This is a genomic window from Myxococcus sp. AB025B (assembly GCF_006518215.1).
Classification (GTDB): Bacteria; Myxococcota; Myxococcia; order Myxococcales; family Myxococcaceae; genus Myxococcus; species Myxococcus fulvus.
Genome location: NZ_SRLW01000081.1, coordinates 18,444 through 35,660, shown reverse-complemented (window position 1 = coordinate 35,660; position 17,217 = coordinate 18,444). Strand labels below are relative to the sequence as shown.

Below are 17,217 nucleotides of genomic sequence, written 5' to 3'. Positions count from 1 at the left end.
GACGCCCACCACGCCCATCAACAGCCCGAACACGACAAGCGGCGCCCCCACCGCCACCCCCACCCCTCCCAGCAGCTTCTTGAGCCCATCGGCAAGGCCCTCGGGACGAGGGCTCACCACCAGGTGGAGCTCAGGTGAGGGGGACGGCGGAGCATCATCAGAACGGCGCGGAGCAGTCATGGCGTCTCGGAGACCAGCGGAAGACCAGGACCGCCATCCTAGAGTCCGCGCCGCCTCCCCTGGCGCACGGAAAATGCCCCGCGCGCCCAGGCGACCTCCACCCTGCCCGCATTCAATGACAGACGTGCAACCGCGTTGCGCGCGGCGTCACGCGCCAGGCGCTCGGCCCGCACGGACGGGAAGTATCAATCCGCCCGAGGGTCCACGCTCACCCCGTCATTTTCCCAGCGGATTTCAGCCTCGGAGGGGTGACACATCCAGGAGCCCATGGTAACCGGAACCTCCACCTCGTTGGTGGTCAAAAGGCACGTCTGACCATCGACTCACCTCTCATCCCAGGGCCGTTTCCGCGGAGCCTCGCGGAGGACCCTGTCATGCAAAGCGAGGAACCGCGTGAGCGCTTCATCCAACGCGGTGCGGTCTCTGTCCGTGGGACAGCGGTACCGTGCCTTCACCCACAGGAACCTGGACGAGCTGACCGCCCGGGCGGGGCTCTCCGCGGAGGAGCGGCTGGCCGTGCAGGCGGTGGCCCAGGTGCTGCCCTTCCGGGTCAACAGCTACGTCGTCGAGGAGCTCATCGACTGGTCGGCCGCGCCGGACGACCCCATCTACCGGCTGGTGTTCCCGCAGGCGGACATGCTGCCGGCCGAGGACGTGTCACGCCTGGTCGACCTGATGCGCGAGGGCACGGCCAGCCTGGAGCTGGCGGCGTACGTGCGTGAGGTGCGCGCGCGGCTCAATCCGCATCCGGCGGGGCAGATGGAGCTGAACGTGCCCCGGCAGGCGAACGAGGAGGCCATTCCGGGGCTCCAGCACAAGTACCGGGAGACGGTGCTGTTCTTCCCGAAGCAGGGGCAGACGTGTCACGCCTACTGCACGTACTGCTTCCGCTGGGCGCAGTTCGTGGGGGACGCGGACCTGAAGTTCGCGTCGAAGGACATCGCGCCCATGGTGGACTACGTGCGCGAGCACGAGGAGGTCACCAACGTGCTCTTCACCGGGGGCGACCCCATGGTGATGGGCGAGGCGGTGCTGTCGCGCTACATCGAGCCGCTCCTGGACATCGAGCACCTGGAGGCCATCCGCATCGGCACCAAGTCGCTGGCGTACTGGCCGCAGCGCTTCGTGACGGACCCGGACGCGGACGACACGCTGCGCCTGTTCGAGAAGGTGGTGGCGTCCGGCAAGAGCCTGGCCTTCATGGCGCACTTCTCCCATCCGCGGGAGATGGAGCCGGACATCGTGCAGGAGGCGGTGCGCCGCATCCGCTCCACCGGCGCGGTCATCCGCACCCAGGCGCCGCTCATCCGCGGCATCAACGACGACGCGGCCACCTGGGAGCGCATGTGGCGCACGCACCTGCGCCACGGCATGGTGCCCTATTACATGTTCGTCGAGCGGGACACGGGGCCGCAGGACTACTTCGCCGTGCCGCTCGCGTCCGCGCACGACATCTTCCAGCAGGCGTACCGGCGCGTGTCGGGGCTGGCGCGCACGGTGCGCGGGCCCTCCATGTCCGCCACACCGGGCAAGGTGTGCGTGGACGGCGTGCTCGAGCTGGGCGGCGAGAAGGTCTTCCTGCTGCACTTCATCCAGGCGCGCGACGCGGCGCTGGTGGGCAAGCCCTTCTTCGCGCGCTACGACGAGCACGCCACGTGGCTGCACGACTTGAAGCCCGCCCTGGGCGCCTCGCGCTTCCCGTGGGAAGCGGAGCTGTCCCTGGGGGAGGCCGCTAACCTCCCAGGATGAGGATGGCCATGCCCAGGATGAGCACGGCGATCATTCCGGACTTCAGCGCGATGTTCGCCTCGCGGAAGAAGAGCGCCGACAGCACGAAGCCGACGATGAGGCTCGTCCTGCGCAGCACGGACAGGTGCGTCACCAACGCCTGGGGCTCGGAGATGGCGACGAAGTAGATGAGCTCCGCCGCCACCCACGAGCACCCCACCAGGGGGATGCCCCAGCTCCACGTGAGCCCCAGGCCCCACGCGCCCCGTCGCCACATGTACGGCACGAAGACGAGCGCGGACAAGAGGCAGCGCTGGAACGCGGAGCTGGCCTGCAGCTCCAGCACCGGCAGCGCCAGCCGCGCGACGAGGAACTTGTCGTAGACGGTGGTCGCCGCCGACAGCGCGGTGGCGGCGAGCATCCACCAGAAGGAGCGGCTCTTCGACAGCGCGAGGCCCTCCTTCCGGCCCACGATGGACAGCACGTAGTACGAGCAGACGGTGAGCATCAGCCCGAGGAACTGGAGGGGCGTGAGCAGCTCGCGGAACATCAGGAACCCGCCCGCGAGCGTCCACAGCGGGCCGGACGCTCGCACCGCGCCGGCGATGGAGATGGGCAGCTCGCGCACCGCGTAGTACGCGAGAATCCAAGAGGCCGTCATCGCCACGCCCTTGGGGAGCAGCCACGCCTGCTCGCGCCACGTCAGGCCGAAGGGGTCGATGGGCACGGGCAGCGCGCCCGGAATCAGCGCGGGCACCCAGCACAGCGCGCCGAAGAGGGAGGACCACATGACGACGGGGATGACGCTGTTGCCCGTCATCGCCTTCTTCGTCCAGACGTCATACAGGCCGAGCATCACGCCCGCGCCCAGGCCATACGCAATCCACATGGTGGGGCTTTCCGAGACAAGGGTGGGCCGCCCGGGCGCTCACGTCGCCCGGGTCGGGAGCTGGTCGTGGCCCTCCGGCCGCCAGCGAACAGGGGATGCGCCGTCAGCCCTGGAGCGAGCGGAGGCCTGCGTGGGTCTCGCGAGCGACGCGCGCTGTCGGCTGCGCCAACGGGGAGCCCTTCCGGCGCCCCGCCAGCGCGGTTCGAGCCGTGCCGTCAGTCCTGGAGTGAGCGGAAGACGGCGTGGGTTTCGAGCAGGTGCTTCGCGGACTTGGTGCCCGTGAGCACGTAGCCGGAGAAGCGCTGCCGGAGGATGTGCTGGAGCGACTCCCTCGCGGACCGCGTGGGCTCCCGCCCCTCCTCCTGCACGAGCTGCCCCATGGCGAAGGGACGGTTGACCAGGACCTGCAGCCCGTGGCGCGCGGCCAGCTCGAACGCGGGCGCGAGCGTGGTGTTCAACACGTTGAACGGGAACTGGAGGAACGAATACACGCCCACGTCACACGCGGCCTCGGCCGCGGCCACGTCGCTCACGCTCACGCCCACGTGGCGCACCCCGAGCGTCCCCGCGTACTCGAGCACGCGCAGCACCTCGGGCGCGCTCACGTTGGCCGCCGTGGCCTTGTGCACCTGGAGCAGGTCGATGCGCCCGAGCAGCCGCGTGCTCTGGTCCAGGCTCCTGCGAAGCGCGTCGTACGAGTGGTCCGTGAATGACGCCTGCTTCCCCGCGTCCCAGTGCTCCCCCAGCTTGGTGGCGACGAAGACGGAGCTCCGCTCGGCGCCGAGCCGCGACAGGAAGGCGCCGAAGCGCTGCTCGCTCGACCCATACGCGGGCGCGGTGTCGTAGCAGCGCACCCCCAGCTCGAACGCGGTGTCGAGCAGGTGTTGTCCATCCGCCTCGGTCGGAGGCGGCTCGGAGCGATAGCCCCACGCGCGTCCGAGCGAGAGCAGCCCGAGCCCCAGTCCCACCGCGCTCATGACTTCACCTTCGGGTGATAGAAGGCCTGGGGCTTCACGTCCTCGGCGCGGAACACGCCGTTGCCCAGGATGACCTGCCCCACCTCGAGCACGAGCCCCCGCGCCGTCCCCGAGCCCTTCAGTACCGCCGCGCGCGCGTCCGGGTCCGCGTCACTGAAGGGCGCGCCCGCCGCCAGCTTGCAGTTGTCCACCGAGATGGCCCCGAGCAGCTGCGAGCCCGAGCCGAGCGAGCACTCGCCGAACACCGACGCCCCGCCGAGATAGCGGCCACCATCGCCGATGCGGATGCGCGCGCCGGGGCGGTTGGCCTTCGCGGTGAATCCGCCCTCGCCGAACTGGTTCCCATCGCCCACGAGGATGGCGCCCGTCTCCGCGGCCAGCAGCGTGCCGGTGTGCAACACATTGCGGTTGCCCAGCCGCAGCTCGGCCGTGGGCGCGCAGGTGAGCGTGACACACGGGTAGAGGACGTTGCCCTCGCCCAGCTTCAGGTGCCGCGAGATGAGGACGGAGAATGGGTCGTAGATGACGTTGCCGGTGTCCGCGAGCGCGAGCACCTCCGTCACCGTCAGCAAGCCCGCCGAGCGCCGGGGCGCATCCAGGGCCGCGAGCAGCTCAAGCCGCATGGTGGGCCTCCCGCGCGACGGAGGCGAGGCTGGCGTGGAGCACGTCACACGGCCGCTTCGCGATGAGCCCGTCCTCCAGCCGCTCGTAGAGCCGCGCCGTGAGCACGTCGGTGAGGAACGGCGCCTCGGTCATCTTCCCCGGCAGGATGCAGATGTGGCCCGGCACCGGCTCGTGGATGGCGATGTTGAGCGAGCGCGCGGACGTGGCATCCGGCGCGAAGTCCACCTTGGTGCAGGCGACGTCGCTGTACGTGCCCGCGCTCTTCCAGCCCGGCACCAGGCGCTCCAGCGCGCGGTGCAGGTTGTCGGCGCGCTCGGGCACGACGAGGTAGTCGGGGTTCGCGCACAGGAGCGCGTCCTCGTTGAGCCCCACGACGCTGTAGTCCCCGTGGTGCATCATCGCCGCCTCGTGTGGGTCCACGTAGAACAGCCCGTGGCCGCCCAGCCGAGGCACCACCACCAGGTGGCTCTTCCAGTAGCGGATGGGCAGCTCCAGCTCGAAGAACTGGCGGAACAAGTCTCGCGCACCGAAGCCCGTCGAGTAGACGAACAGCCGCGCCTCCAGCTGCAGCGTCGAGCCGTCCGCCATGACGACGGTGGCCTCCGAGCCGCGCACGTGCTCCAGGCGGGCGCCGGTGAGCACCTCGGCGCCGCCCTGCTGCGCCGAGGTGAGCAGCTTGCGGTACAGCATCCGCGTGTTGATGCTCACGTCCGCCACCTCGAACACCTCCGAGGCCCGCGCCAGGTCCGCCGACGGGAAGCGCGCGGAGGCCTGCGCCTTCGTCAGCGGCCGATAGGACACGCCCGCCTCGTCCCAACGCGACACCAGCTCCTGGAGCCGGTCCGCGTCCCGCACCAGCACCATCGGCGGACGGTCCGCGTCCTCCACCGCCTCCGGGGCGAAGGCGCGAATCTGCTCGTGGCCGTAGATGCAGCGCCGCGCCACCTGCACCGCCGCCTGCCGGTCCTTCACCGAGCCCGCGTGATAGCTGCCCCGGTGCAGCCAGCCCTCGTTGCGCGTGGACGGCCCGCTCGCCAACGTCGGCTGCTTCTCCAACAACAACAACCGCAGGCCGAGCCGCGCCAGCTTGTGGCTCGCCATCAATCCCGTCACCCCGCCCCCCACCAACACCACGTCATATCGCTGCAGGTTTCGCGTCACGGAGGTCTCCCCAAAAGGCTCGCTGCCCCCGTCAGACAGTGCTCATGACGGAGAGTTTTCAGAATCGTGACTTGCACGACTAGCTTGATTTGCCACTATTGACGGTTCACGTCTGACTTCGGAAGGACGCGGCGGGTGCGGCGTCCGGCCTCATGTCAGACATCGTCCGGAGTCGGTGGCGCGAGGCGGCCCGGAGACGACGGGCTGTCACGCTCCGCGCGACGGCGCCGCTGGCATCGCCGCCTGGAGCCCGCTCGGAGCTCCGCGGCGCACGCCCTCCGTCACGGGAGGTGTCCACCCGCGTCCGTGGGAACACCAGGCAACGGCGCTCGGACCTCCGAGGCTCCGCGCCCGAGCGGGCGAAGAGGGCCACGCCACGCCCGAACGACCAGCGCCGCCGCGCTCACGCGGTGCTTGCCCACAAGTCCCCCACACGCCTGACGGGAGCGCGCACGGCGCGACGAGCCCCGGACGGGCCGAAGCAAACACACCGGATGCGTTCACCCTGAAATTCTTCAGGAGGCGTGAGCGCGTGCGAGGTCTGTTCAAGTGGGCTGGCTGTGCGGCGATGCTGGTGGCGTGCGGGGGTCCAGAGACGGACGAGGCGCTGGAGGCCGGCGACGATTCGGGCACGCGGCTGGCGAGCGTGACGCTCCCCGAGGGCCAGTCCATCTCGTTCCACGAGGTGCCCGACTACGGCATCGTCACCGTGGTGAAGGGCCCGCGCGGCACGCCCATGCCGGACGCGGCGGCGTTCGACGGGATGCCCATCACGGAGGTCTACCGCAAGCTGTCCGGCGGGCAGGAGCCGCCCGCGAAGCTGGTGGAGGCCGCCAGCCGCGCGCCGTCCATGCTGCACCTGACGCCCACCCGCGAGGCCCTGGCGCCCGAGGGGCCGGCCCGCAGCTCCGCCGACGTGGGGCCCGGCGTCGTCCGCCAGCAGGCCCTGCCGGACACCGCGTGGTGGTCAGCCAACTTCTGCCAGGGGCTCCACCAGGAGTACGACGCCATCTGGTGCCCGACGAACGTGTACAGCTGGGCGCACTCCGGCTGGGGCCCGGTGCAGAAGTACTACCAGGCCTGCGCCACCACGGGTGAGGCCACGGGTACGCTGTGGCTGGAGCGCTGGGGCAGCGGCGCGTGGCAGCGCCTGCAGACGGCCAGCCTGCCCAGGTGGTGGTGGACGTGCACGTGGGCGGTGGGCGCGGCGCAGTACCGCTCCGGCATCGACGCCACCGCGAACGCGCTCTTCGTGGAGCGCTACCGCTACGCCATCCCCAACATCGTCGCCAACCTGTCGGACTTCCCGAGCGACCGCAGCTACACGGGCTTCTCCGACAACCTCCAGGGCCTCACCCACGACGCCCACTACTGGTACCAGACGCGCAACGCGACGAACTTCTGGAAGGACGAGTCCACCGAGGGGCTCATCGCCTGGTGGCCGATGGCGGGGCTGAACAACAACCCCGGCGGCACCTACCGCATGCCCTCGCCCTGGTACAACGCGGGCTTCCGGCACTACGGCGACCTGGTGCACGTCAACGGCTACCTCTACATCGCCATGGACGGTCCGGGGCGCAGCGGCGCGGTGGGTGTGTTCAACACGAGCATGCAGTACATCGGCTATGCGTCCCTGCCGCAATGGGAGGGCGGCGTGGCCTTCATCGCGCACAACCCGCGTGACGGCCTGTTCTACGCGGTGACGAACCACCCGGGCTACACGGTGCTGCGCGGCTATCAAATCACGCTGTCCGGCACGACGGTGTCCATCACGCACAAGCGCACGCTGTCCTTCTCCAGCAACATCCCGCAGGGCACCTGGATTCAGGGCGGCAAGATCTCCGCGCGCGGCAACCTCTACGTGAGCGTGGGCGGCGGAGGACAGACGTCCGGCATCTACATGGTGGACGTCGTCAACGGCTACGTGCAGGGCTACTACTACGTCCCCTACGGCTCCACCGACGAGTTCGAGGGCCTGGACCTCTGGGACCTGGACGCCGACCCACGCATGGGCGCGCGCGGCCAGATTCACATGCAGAAGATCAACATCGACCTGCCCGGCTTCGACGACGACTACTGGCTGGGCCACTACCGCGTGGACGACCCGAGCCGGCTGTAGGCTTCCAGGGGCCAATCACATCAGCGCCAACACACTCCTGCCGTGGCGCTGGAACAAAGCCTGACATATGGGCCTGGAAGACAATCCAGATTCCGGGCGCCGTCTGTCGATGACATGATTGCGGGCACACCTCGCCGTCCCATCGGAGCCTGCAATGACTCTCCCTGGTCGAGCGCTGTTCCTCGCATGTGCCGCCATCGCCTCGCTGCTCACGGGCTGTTCCGGGCCCGACGAGGCCACCGTCGGCGCTGACCCCGCCTCCGAGGCGACGTCCTCCGAGTCCGCCCTGGCCTCCTGCACCAGCACCACCCAGACGGCGTGCCGGATGGAGGCCGGGTGCTCGTGGAACGCCGGCTGCTGCGGCGGCCTGTGCCTGCCCACCAGCCAGACCTGCCCCATCACCTGCCCGCCGCCCGAGTCCTGAGCGGCGCGCGGCTCCAGAAAACAACCGCGCGGTCGGCCGTCACCTCGGGAGTGACAGCCGCCGCGCGGTGAAGGACTCGGAACGCCCCCCCTTCCCGCTCAGGAACCCGCTGAGGCTCCCGGAGCGTCCCGAATCACAGGGCCCGACGGGCGAAGGCCACCCCGTCACGTCGAGCCCCCGGGCACCTTCCAGCGTGCCCGGGTCTTGCGACATCGACAGCGGGAGCTAGTTCACGCCGACGGCGGTCCAGCTCTCCTTCACCTTCGCCACCTCGGCCGAGTCCGCGCCGTACAGGTCCGTGGCCGCCTTGATGGTGGCCGTGCGCGCCTGGGCGAACGTGGTGCTGGGCGTCATGTAGTGGGCCAGGGCGCGGTAGTAGATCTTCAGGCCCTTCTCCATCCCGATGCCGTCCTTGACCTCAATCTTGGACGTGCGGTTCGTGCCACCATTGGCCAGCAGGTAGAACGCGTTGTTCGCGATGCCGCTGGAGCCGTGGACCTCCGTCTGCTTCGGGTAGTCCTTGTAGTTGTCGATGGAGTAGTTGTCCTTCTTCGGGTCGTCCATGTACCGCAGGCCGTCCGTGTCATCGCCGTTGGTCGGCGTCCACGCCGTCTCGCCGATGGTCCAGTTGAACTTCACGTCCGGGTTCTGCGTGGACGCGTACCACTCCACGCCCGCGCCCATGATGTCGCTGAAGGCCTCGTTCAGGCCGCCCGACTCGCCGCGGTAGATGAGGCCGGCGGTGCGCTCGGTGAGGCCGTGGGCGATTTCGTGGCCCGCGATGTCCAGCGCGGTGAGCGGACCGGAGTCCACGCCGTCGCCGTCGCCGTAGCTCATCTTCTCGCCGTCCCAGTACGCGTTGACGAAGTTCTCGCTGACGTGGACGTAGGAGACGAGCCTCTCACCCTTGCCGTCGATGGAGTCGCGGCCGAGGATGTTCTTCAGGAAGTCGTACGTCATCGCCGCGCCGTAGTGCGCGTCGACGGCGGCGCGGTTGCGCTCCGGGTCCGTGGCCTCGCCCCAGACGTTGTTGTCGTCCTTGATCTGCGTCTGGCCGCTGGCCTCTTCCTGGTTGCGCGCGTCGTACGTGGCCACGCCCTTGCCGCGCGTGCCGTCCTCGAGCGTGTACGTGCCGTCCGCCTGCTTCTTCGTCTCCAGCGCGACCTTGCCGCTGTACATGGACGTGTCGTCCGCGCCGCCCGTGGGGGTCGTCGGGTCCGTGGGCGGCTGCTGCGTCGCCTTGGGGGTGATGGACAGGCCCCACTTGACCAGCTTGCCCTTGTCGCCCGCGGCGTGGTCGCTCACCTTCAGCGTCCACTCGCCCTTGGCGGACTCGCCCGCGAAGGCGCTCAGGTCGAAGTCCTGCTTGATGTTGTCCGCGCTGCCGCCCGTGCGGTTGTGCACGTCGAACGTCTTGCCCGAGGGGCTGGTCAGCGTGACCTTCAGGTCCCCCTTGTACGAGTGGGTGATGTCCAGCGACAGCTTGAGCTTGTCCACCGTGACGTCGTCGGCGACCGTCACCTTGGAGGTGACCGAGCCCTTGTCCTTGATCTGCGCGTTGGGCGTCGTGGAGACCTTCACGTCCGCGGGGGCAGCGGCGGCGCCCTTGGCGCCCTTGGTCGCGGCCGCGTCGCTCACTCCACCGTGCGTGGCGCAGGGGCAGTTCTTGAAGCCGTCGATGGTGTTGAACTGCTCGTAGACCTTCCCGCTGTTCGCGTCGATGAAGTAGTTCATCTTGCGCGGGTTCTCGGTGGCCGTGGTGTCGGCGACCTCCACGCGGTACGCGGAGCGGTACTCGCCCGACGGGTCCTTGTAGATGATGCGCTCGGAGTGCGGCTGGCGGTCCGGCGTGCCGTTGAACTCCTTGAGCGCGATGTCCAGCACCTGCGCGTTGGACAGCGCGGGCTTCTGCGTGCCCAGGCCCGAGGGAATCTTGGACTGGTCACCCGTGACGCTGTCGACCTTGCCGTCCTTGGCCAGGTGCGCGACGACCTGCTCGCCGTAGACCTTCACGCCCTCGTGGCTGCGGTCCAGGCGCACGTGCGTCATGCCCAGCTCGTCCCGCTCCACGTTCTTGGGGACGAAGGAGGGGTACTGGATGCCGCCGCGCAGGCCCTGCGACGGGAGCTTGGTGCCCACGTCCAGGTGCTGCAGCGCGGTCTGGATGGCGCTCTGCGCCTCCTTGCTGTCCAGCGCCAGGCGGCCAACCGGGGGCGGCAGCGGCTTGAGCGTGCTCTCCGCGCGGGCCAGGTCGGACGTCTTCGCGGCCGGGCCGAACCCGTCCTTGATGACGTTCGCGGCCGTCGGGGTCTTCGCGGCGCTCTTGGGCCGAGCCTCGGAGGAGATGGTGGGGAGGACCGTCGGCTTCGAACCTTCAGTGCGGCGAATGCTCATGGGGGTCTCAGGACTCCATACGAGGTGGCTGAAGAGTTATCGCGAGAATGTATCAAGAAGTTGCGCTCATCGCGAAACGAAGGCCCGCGCGCGCCGGGAGCCGCCGGTGCGCACGAGCCTTCTTGCTTTTCGAGAAGCCGCCTCGGGGCGCGCTTCGGCTCACATGAAGTTGAAGGGCGTGGAGACGGAGAGTGTGTGGATGAGCTGGTCGGTCTCGGCGGTGGGGCGGCGGGTGAAGACGTTGAGGTAGCCGACCTCCACGGCGGAGTGGTCGCCCAGCTTCCAGCCCACGCCCACGAAGGCGCGGTTCATGTCGAAGCCCCGGCGAGGGCCGCTGTCCACGGAGTTGAGGTGGACGAAGGCCTCGTCCCAGACGATGAGCGACAGCCGACCCTCGGCGGCCACGGGCAGCGCGCCGCGCAGCATCACCCGGGCGCGATGGGACACCTCCGTGGTGCCCGGCAGGAACCGCTGCTCCAGGCGCGCCCGCACCACCGTCCGCACCTCGCCCAGCCTCGGAGTGAACAGGAGTTGCTGGTACAGGCGACTCTCGTTCTGGCGGAGGGCGGGGTCTCCGTCCCACACCCAGACGGGAATCCAGCCGTAGCCCAGCCACAGGGAGAGGTCCTGGGTGACACGGGTACCGCCGGCGGCGCGGAGGATGGCGCGGGCGTCGTCCTCGCCGAAGCGGGGCTGGGCCTCCAGGTAATAGAGGAACGGCTCGGCGATGGGGCCCTGCGCGCTGACGGTGTACCAGAACTGCGCCTCGGAGCTGATGGGCCGGGCGAGGGCGGCCGGGGAAGCGACGACGCAGAGCAGGAGGACGAGGAGGCGGGGGAGGTGCGAACGCATGGTGTGTGCCTAGAGCATGAACAGCACCCGCTCAATCCATCCGTGCCAGCGAACGTGGCCCGGACAACGATGGGCGGACGCGGGGGTGTCAGGCCTCTCAAAGCGGCCCGGGCCCCGGCGAAAGCAACTCCGTGTGTGCGAGGCGTGGACGCGCGGGGCGCATGGCTTGACCCGAGGGCGCGGAGGCGTGCGACGCTTCGGGTTGCTCGCGTCGTCCCCCCACGCGCGTCTGGCCCGTCCCCCTCCTGGAGTCCCCCTCATGGCCACGAGTGCTTTCTCAGCCCTCATGAATGTCTCGCAGTTGCTGTTGGAGAAGGGCTTCGAGCCCGACAACGTCACGTCCGCGCTCGGCCAGGTGGGCGCGGCGCTGGATGTGGACCGGGTCTACATCTTCGAGAACAGCACCGCGCCCGACGGGAAGCTGCTGTGCAGCCAGCGCTACGAGTGGACCGCGGCGAGCGCCTCCGCGCAGCAGGACAACCCCGAGCTGCAGAACGTGCCCTATGACGAGGTGATGCCGTCGTGGGTGGAGCCCCTGTCCTCGGGGCGGGTGCTCAAGGGCGCGCCGCGCGACTTCCCCTCTCCCGCGAGGGAGCTGTTGGAGAGCCAGGACATCCGCTCGCTGCTCGTCTGTCCCATCGTGCTGGGCGGCGAGTGGTGGGGCTTCGTGGGCTTCGATGACTGTCGCACCGAGCGCACCTGGCCGGGCGAGGAGAGCCACGTGCTCCAGGCCCTGTCCAACGCGCTGGCGGGCTCGCTGCGCCACGCGCGCCTGCGCAACACGCTCCACAGCGTACAGACGCAGTTGCGCTCCATCATCGAGCGCTGCGCCTCCACCGCGTCCTGAGACGCCGTCAGTCCGTCCGGGCGAGGCCGAGCCCGTCGGAGCTCGCCTGCGGCACGAGCAGCACGCCGGCGATGAGCCACGGGTAGGGGCCCTTCCGGGCCCTGTCCGGCACCTGGAACCCCAACTGGGGCGGCGGCGGCGCCCCGGACGTGGACACGTACACGGTGGAGATTGCCTCGAGCGCGCTGCCGTAGCGCGGGGTGCCGGGCCCGGCGGAGTTGCTTGCCGCCAGGGCCTCGTCACGGACTACCACTGGGCGGGGTCGGCGTCGGCGAAGGTGGTGCCGACGCCAATCTCGTCGAACCAGATGCTGCGGTTGGGCTGGCTGCCCTGCATGTAGCCGTCGTCGTACCAGCCATTGGCATACAGGCCGACGCGGAACTGGAAGTAGCGGTCGTCGGCGATGGTGGTGTTGAGGTTGTACTGCTCGAGCACCTTCACGCCGTCGAACCACAGCTTGTAGAAGCCCGTGCCGTCGCTCGCCCACTTCGCCTGGATGACAATCTTGTGCCACACCCCGGCCGACACCGTGGCCAGGTTGCCGAAGGTCACCGTCTTCTGGTTGCAGATGGTGCCCTGCTTGACCCGCGTGAAGAGCTGGTTGCCGGAGAGCCACACCATGCTGGACGGCATGTAGTCGTCGCAGCCGGTGTCGGAGAAGTCCGCGATGAACTGCGCGATGTTGTAGGACTGGGGTTGGAACTGCCAGTCCTGCTGGAGCCGGAAGGCGAAGCCATAGAAGCCGGTGTCGCCGCGGCGGTACACGTTGGTGCGCATCACCTCCGAGTGGTAGCGCCCGCCGTACGACGCGTCGTGAATCTGCGTCATCTTGAGGGCGGTGCCGCCTTCGTAGGTGACGTTCGTCACCTCGTTCACCGAGCCCCGGTGCTCCCGGTTCACCGAGCTCCACCCGGCCAGCGTCCCCGTGTTGCGGAACAGCGGCGCGGCGTGGGCGACCAGCGCGAACGACACCAGCGCTGCACCTGCGATGACTCCCAGCGTTCTCGTCTTCATGGCTCTCGGAAGGGTGAGGGGTTGGGCCTGTGCGGCCTTTGGACCTCATATCCAGAAATAGCCGATTAAGCAGACTCGACTGACCGAGGCGTCGACTATCGAGCGAAGGGTGGTTCCCGGGGACGGAGGTGCCGTGGGGCACTAAGGTGGAGGGCGATGAGTGACTCGGGCGGACAGGCGTCGGCGAAGCTGGTCATCGAGGTGAAGGACCTGCACAAGACCTTCGGGGACAACGCCGCGCTGAGGGGCGTGAACCTGGAGGTGCCCGAGGGCACGACGTGCGTGCTGATGGGGGTGTCGGGCTCCGGCAAGTCGGTGCTGATGAAGCACATCATGGGGCTGATGAAGCCGGACCGGGGCTTCGTGAAGGTGTACGGGGACGAGGTCGCGAAGATGGACGAGGCGACGCTGAACCAGATGCGTCGCCAGCAGGGGGTCCTCTTCCAGGCGAATGCCCTGTTCGACTCGCTGAACGTCTACGACAACGTGGCGTTCCCGTTGCGGGAGCGCACGAAGATGTCGGAGGAGGAGATCCGACAGACGGTGGACAAGACGTTGGCGATGGTGGGGCTGTCGCATGCCACCACGCGCTTCCCGGGGGAGCTGTCGGGCGGCATGCAGAAGCGCGTGGGTTTCGCGCGCGCGGCCATCCTGCAGCCGAAGATTCTCCTCTACGACGACCCCACCGCCGGTCTGGACCCGCTCACGACGGCGTCGGTGAATGAAATCATCTTCACGGGCAAGCAGCAATTGGGCGCCACGTCGTTGGTGATTACGCCGGACGTGGCGTCGGCGTTCGGCATGGCGGACCACCTGGCGCTGATGCACGAAGGGAGGATTGTCGAGCACGGGCCGCCGGACTCCTTCCGTGAGTCCCAGCACCCCGCCGTGCAGGCGTTCCTCAAGAACTACCTGCGACGACGCGCGCAGCGGGGGCGGACGACGTAGGGGGCCCGTCAGGACAGGACGGGCGTCACGGCGTGCAGTAGCGGACCGCGTCCAGGAACTGCCCTTCGTCCGTGGTCGCCGTGTACATCGTCGCCATGCGGCGGGGTGCCACCTTCTCCATCAGCACCCACATCGCATGCTCATTCAGAGGCATCAGCTCCAACCCTGGCGTCCGATCCACCGGTGCGTCGCCCAGCTCTTGCGTCCACAACCGCCCCCAATAGATCGGCGTGTTGTTCTCCCACCCGTCAAAGAACCTCGACAGCCAGGACAGCCTCAGCACACCCTCGTCGGCGAAGACTCCGAACCAGGGCACATAGGCCGGAGTGTCCATCATCCAAGTCACCGGCTGGCCGCCCTCGAACAGGTGACCCGCCACGCGAATCCAGCGGCGGTACTCCGGCGCCTCGCGGCTGCGCCACACCAACATCGGAGAGGCGAGCGGAGCCCCCGCCGACTCACCCAGGTCGACCAACTGAGGGACTGGCTCCTCAGACGTCGTGAAGGCTCGCTCCTCCCCCACCTGCTCCAACGCCGCGTCGAGCCGGCGCACTCGGACGGTGCCCTGCCCCTTCCCTGACTCCTCCGCCAGCGCCACCAGGAGCTCACCATTGCGCAGCCACAGCGCACTCCTTGGAGAGGGCGTCCAGTTCGACGCGCTCTCGAAGAGCGCTTTGGGCGCCACGAGCACCTGCCCCTTCGCATCCACCACGGTGCCCATCACCTGGATGGGAGGAGTCAGGGGCCTTCCCGTCGTCCAGAGCACCACCAGCCGGTCATGCTCGGCTGACGCAGCCACCACCGTGCGCCCGTCATCCATCGGCCGGTCGAGCAGCCGATATTCCAGCACCTCACCATCCGCCCCCCGCTTGGGTGCCCCATTCGCCTCGAGCGGGACGAGGTAGGCGTTGAGCGGGGCCACCATGAAGTTCATGGTGGAGTAGAACAGCGCGACCCCGTCCGAGGTCCGCACCAGCTTCGAGGAGTTCACGTACTGCCGAGCCGTCCCCGTGCGCACCCAGGCCATCGGCACGCTCGACGTCTCCTGAACCTTCAGGTTCTCGTCCAGCCGGAGGACGCGCGCGTCGGTCGCCCCGTCGAAGATCGCCACCAGCACCCCCGCCTCCGTCCGGAGGCTGGAGATCTGCCCCACCCCGTACCCTCCAGGAAGGGCCGTGACGCGTGACTCCACCGACGGGTCCGTCACGCCATCGCAGTCGTTGTCGAGCCCGTCACAGCGCGTCTCCGCGCTCTCGTAGTCCGCGCCATAGGAGAGCGCCGTGCACTCCGACTCGTACGCGCCATCCACCAGCGCGCGCTTCGCACCCGCGCAGACGCCGTGCTGCTTCTCACAGGCCAGCGGGTCCGTGCCCGCATCACCGGGCCCCGCGTCTCCCGGACCTCCGTCGCCAGGCGTGCCACCGCCGTCCTCCACCACCGCACCCGCGTCCCCCTTCCCACCCGACGACTCGCATCCCGCCATCGCCAGACACGACAGGACCACGCCGGACCACCAGAACCGTGCATTCATTCACCGAAGCCTCGCACGGCATCGTCTTCACGAGCCAATCATCATTGCGGTACGACGCCCTACTGGCGTCAACGAAGCCCAACCCGCACTCATGGAAGAATCGCAACCGGACTGGTCGAGCTTCATCGACTTGTACCGTCAGCACTCTGGCGCTATCTCGGCGTGCTGTGAATTCCCGCCGTGCTCCCATGAATGCAGCAGGCATTCTCGTGCTGCTGCTCACGACGGCCTGCGGCTCCGCCACCGTGGGCGGCGTCGGGAGTGGCCCGGCCACCGCGAAATGGGTGGGCCCGTCCGTTCCCTCCCCGGAGGGAGGAATGGTGTAGACGGTCATCTACTACGGCCCCTGGCAATGCAACGCCACGTACATGGCCCAGTGCGAGAGCCGCTGTGCCAGGGAGGGGCATGCGCTGCTGGGTTGCATTTGGCTAGCTGGCTGGCACGAGGGCTATCCGCAGCGCTGTCGGCGGATTGCCTCCTCGTTCCGTGAGTTCCTGGAACGCGCGCTCACGGGAGGAGACCGCATCTACTGGCTCAACGAGTAGGGCCCGCGCCTCACGACTTCACTGCGTGCAGTAGCGGACCGCGTCCAGGAACCGCCCCTCGTCCGTGGACACCATGTACATCGCCGCCATGCGCCGGGGCGCCACCTTCTCCATCAGCACCCACTGCGCCTCCGCCGTCAGCCGCATCGGCTCCAGCGCCGGCGTCCGCTCCACCGCCGCGACTCCCGGCTCCTGCGCCCACAGCCGCCCCCAGAAGCTCGCCGCACCACCCTCTCCCGGGTCGTACACCTTCGACAGCCAGGACAGCTGAACCACCCCGTCGCCACCGTGCGCGCCGTACCACGGCACGAACCTCTCGGGCTCCTCCGTCCACGTCGCGGGCATCCCTCCCTCGAACAGGCTGCTCGTCACCTGAATCCGGGCGCGGAAGTCCGGCGCCTCCCGCACCCGCATCACCAACACCGGCGACACCAACGGCTCTCCCGCCGCCTCGCCCCGGTCCACCAACAACGGCATCGGTGACTCGGAGACCGTGAACACCCGCTCCTCTCCCACCTGCTCCAACGCCGCATCGAACCGGCGCACCCGCACCACCTCCTGCGTCCCCCCCGACTGCGACTCCCCCATCGCCACCAACACCGCACCATTGCGCAGCCACGGCACACTCGCCGGATACGGCGTCCCTCCCCGTCCAGCGGAACCAGATACGCCCGCAGCGGCGGCGAAGGGTCCTCCGTCGTCGCGTAGTACAGCGCGGGCCCCTCCTCCGTCCGCACCAACCTCGCGCTCCGCGGCAGCGCCGCCGCCCCTCCCGTGCGCGTCCACGGATACGGCACACCCGAGGTCCCCTGGAGCACCAGGTTCGAATCCAATCGCAGGATGCGCGCCTCGCTCGCCGAGTCCAGCACCGCCACCCACACCCCGTCTCCGTCCGGAGGCTCGACACCAACCCACCGTGCACGGCCCCACCCAGCGCCGCCACCCGAGACGCGCTCGACGGCTCCGTCACCCCATCACAGTCAT

General features: G+C 68.9%; 15 protein-coding genes. 5 read left to right on the top strand and 10 right to left on the bottom strand.

Annotated elements, in window-relative coordinates:
* Positions 1-573: 573 nt before the first annotated feature.
* On the top strand, positions 574-1,929 hold the full coding sequence (locus tag FL311_RS15880; protein ID WP_194869219.1) for a KamA family radical SAM protein: 1,356 nt from the start codon (positions 574-576) through the stop codon (positions 1,927-1,929).
* Here the strand turns inward: FL311_RS15880 and FL311_RS15875 are convergent.
* The 4 genes from FL311_RS15875 to FL311_RS15860 form a co-directional block, all read right to left on the bottom strand.
* The gene (locus tag FL311_RS15875) at positions 1,913-2,797 is read right to left on the bottom strand and encodes a DMT family transporter (protein ID WP_074959133.1); all 885 of its coding nucleotides are present in this window, start codon (positions 2,795-2,797) and stop codon (positions 1,913-1,915) included. The genes FL311_RS15880 and FL311_RS15875 overlap by 17 nt on opposite strands.
* Before the next feature lie 215 nt (positions 2,798-3,012).
* A complete protein-coding gene (locus tag FL311_RS15870) occupies positions 3,013-3,774 on the bottom strand; it encodes an aldo/keto reductase (RefSeq protein ID WP_141325986.1) in 762 nt (253 codons plus the stop codon).
* A complete protein-coding gene (locus tag FL311_RS15865; protein WP_141325985.1) occupies positions 3,771-4,397 on the bottom strand; it encodes an AraC family transcriptional regulator in 627 nt (208 codons plus the stop codon). Before FL311_RS15865 ends, FL311_RS15870 begins: the two co-directional genes overlap by 4 nt.
* Positions 4,387-5,559, bottom strand: coding sequence for an FAD-binding oxidoreductase (locus FL311_RS15860; RefSeq protein WP_141325984.1), 1,173 nt, complete (start codon positions 5,557-5,559; stop codon positions 4,387-4,389). The genes FL311_RS15865 and FL311_RS15860 overlap by 11 nt, the downstream gene beginning before the upstream one ends.
* Positions 5,560-6,091: 532 nt before the next feature.
* On the opposite strand from FL311_RS15860, the gene FL311_RS15855 reads away from it, so the two are divergent.
* Together FL311_RS15855 and FL311_RS15850 are read left to right on the top strand one after the other, a co-directional pair.
* On the top strand, positions 6,092-7,678 hold the full coding sequence (locus tag FL311_RS15855; RefSeq protein WP_141325983.1) for a hypothetical protein: 1,587 nt from the start codon (positions 6,092-6,094) through the stop codon (positions 7,676-7,678).
* 154 nt (positions 7,679-7,832) lie between these two features.
* Positions 7,833-8,102: a hypothetical protein gene (locus tag FL311_RS15850; RefSeq protein WP_141325982.1), complete on the top strand. Its 270-nt coding sequence runs from the start codon at positions 7,833-7,835 to the stop codon at positions 8,100-8,102.
* Between the two features lie 225 nt (positions 8,103-8,327).
* On the opposite strand, the gene FL311_RS15845 is transcribed toward FL311_RS15850, so the two are convergent.
* Positions 8,328-10,496: a M4 family metallopeptidase gene (locus FL311_RS15845; RefSeq protein WP_141325981.1), complete on the bottom strand. Its 2,169-nt coding sequence runs from the start codon at positions 10,494-10,496 to the stop codon at positions 8,328-8,330.
* Between the two features lie 159 nt (positions 10,497-10,655).
* Positions 10,656-11,348 carry a DUF2490 domain-containing protein gene (locus tag FL311_RS15840; RefSeq protein WP_141325980.1) on the bottom strand — a complete coding sequence of 231 codons (693 nt, stop codon included), beginning with the start codon at positions 11,346-11,348 and terminating at the stop codon, positions 10,656-10,658.
* Positions 11,349-11,607: 259 nt separating this feature from the next.
* Here FL311_RS15840 and FL311_RS15835 point away from each other — a divergent pair, with 259 nt between their 5' ends.
* The gene (locus FL311_RS15835) at positions 11,608-12,195 is read left to right on the top strand and encodes a GAF domain-containing protein (protein WP_141325979.1); all 588 of its coding nucleotides are present in this window, start codon (positions 11,608-11,610) and stop codon (positions 12,193-12,195) included.
* A gap of 7 nt (positions 12,196-12,202) precedes the next feature.
* On the opposite strand, the gene FL311_RS15830 is transcribed toward FL311_RS15835, so the two are convergent.
* Entirely contained in the window at positions 12,203-12,448 is a 246-nt protein-coding gene (locus FL311_RS15830; protein ID WP_141325978.1) for a hypothetical protein, read from the bottom strand.
* On the bottom strand, positions 12,442-13,209 hold the full coding sequence (locus FL311_RS15825) for a polysaccharide lyase (RefSeq protein ID WP_141325977.1): 768 nt from the start codon (positions 13,207-13,209) through the stop codon (positions 12,442-12,444). The genes FL311_RS15830 and FL311_RS15825 overlap by 7 nt, the downstream gene beginning before the upstream one ends.
* Positions 13,210-13,365: 156 nt before the next feature.
* On the opposite strand from FL311_RS15825, the gene FL311_RS15820 reads away from it, so the two are divergent.
* Complete coding sequence (locus FL311_RS15820; protein WP_141325976.1) at positions 13,366-14,157, top strand: ABC transporter ATP-binding protein; 792 nt, start codon at positions 13,366-13,368, stop codon at positions 14,155-14,157.
* A gap of 25 nt (positions 14,158-14,182) precedes the next feature.
* On the opposite strand, the gene FL311_RS15815 is transcribed toward FL311_RS15820, so the two are convergent.
* Complete coding sequence (locus tag FL311_RS15815) at positions 14,183-15,688, bottom strand: putative metal-binding motif-containing protein (RefSeq protein ID WP_141325975.1); 1,506 nt, start codon at positions 15,686-15,688, stop codon at positions 14,183-14,185.
* Between the two features lie 563 nt (positions 15,689-16,251).
* Positions 16,252-16,779 (bottom strand): hypothetical protein, encoded by a 528-nt coding sequence (locus FL311_RS15810; RefSeq protein ID WP_141325974.1) that lies wholly within the window; start codon positions 16,777-16,779, stop codon positions 16,252-16,254.
* Positions 16,780-17,217 lie beyond the last annotated feature (438 nt).

Excerpts from the sequence above, each read along its gene's own strand:
- FL311_RS15875 (WP_074959133.1), bottom strand. The coding sequence starts at position 2,797 with ATGTGGATTGCGTATGGCCTGGGCGCGGGCGTGATGCTCGGCCTGTAT.
- FL311_RS15870 (WP_141325986.1), bottom strand. The coding sequence starts at position 3,774 with ATGAGCGCGGTGGGACTGGGGCTCGGGCTGCTCTCGCTCGGACGCGCG.
- FL311_RS15865 (WP_141325985.1), bottom strand. The coding sequence starts at position 4,397 with ATGCGGCTTGAGCTGCTCGCGGCCCTGGATGCGCCCCGGCGCTCGGCG.
- FL311_RS15850 (WP_141325982.1), top strand. The coding sequence starts at position 7,833 with ATGACTCTCCCTGGTCGAGCGCTGTTCCTCGCATGTGCCGCCATCGCC.
- FL311_RS15845 (WP_141325981.1), bottom strand. The coding sequence starts at position 10,496 with ATGAGCATTCGCCGCACTGAAGGTTCGAAGCCGACGGTCCTCCCCACC.
- FL311_RS15840 (WP_141325980.1), bottom strand. The coding sequence starts at position 11,348 with ATGCGTTCGCACCTCCCCCGCCTCCTCGTCCTCCTGCTCTGCGTCGTC.
- FL311_RS15835 (WP_141325979.1), top strand. The coding sequence starts at position 11,608 with ATGGCCACGAGTGCTTTCTCAGCCCTCATGAATGTCTCGCAGTTGCTG.
- FL311_RS15825 (WP_141325977.1), bottom strand. The coding sequence starts at position 13,209 with ATGAAGACGAGAACGCTGGGAGTCATCGCAGGTGCAGCGCTGGTGTCG.
- FL311_RS15820 (WP_141325976.1), top strand. The coding sequence starts at position 13,366 with ATGAGTGACTCGGGCGGACAGGCGTCGGCGAAGCTGGTCATCGAGGTG.
- FL311_RS15815 (WP_141325975.1), bottom strand. The coding sequence starts at position 15,688 with ATGAATGCACGGTTCTGGTGGTCCGGCGTGGTCCTGTCGTGTCTGGCG.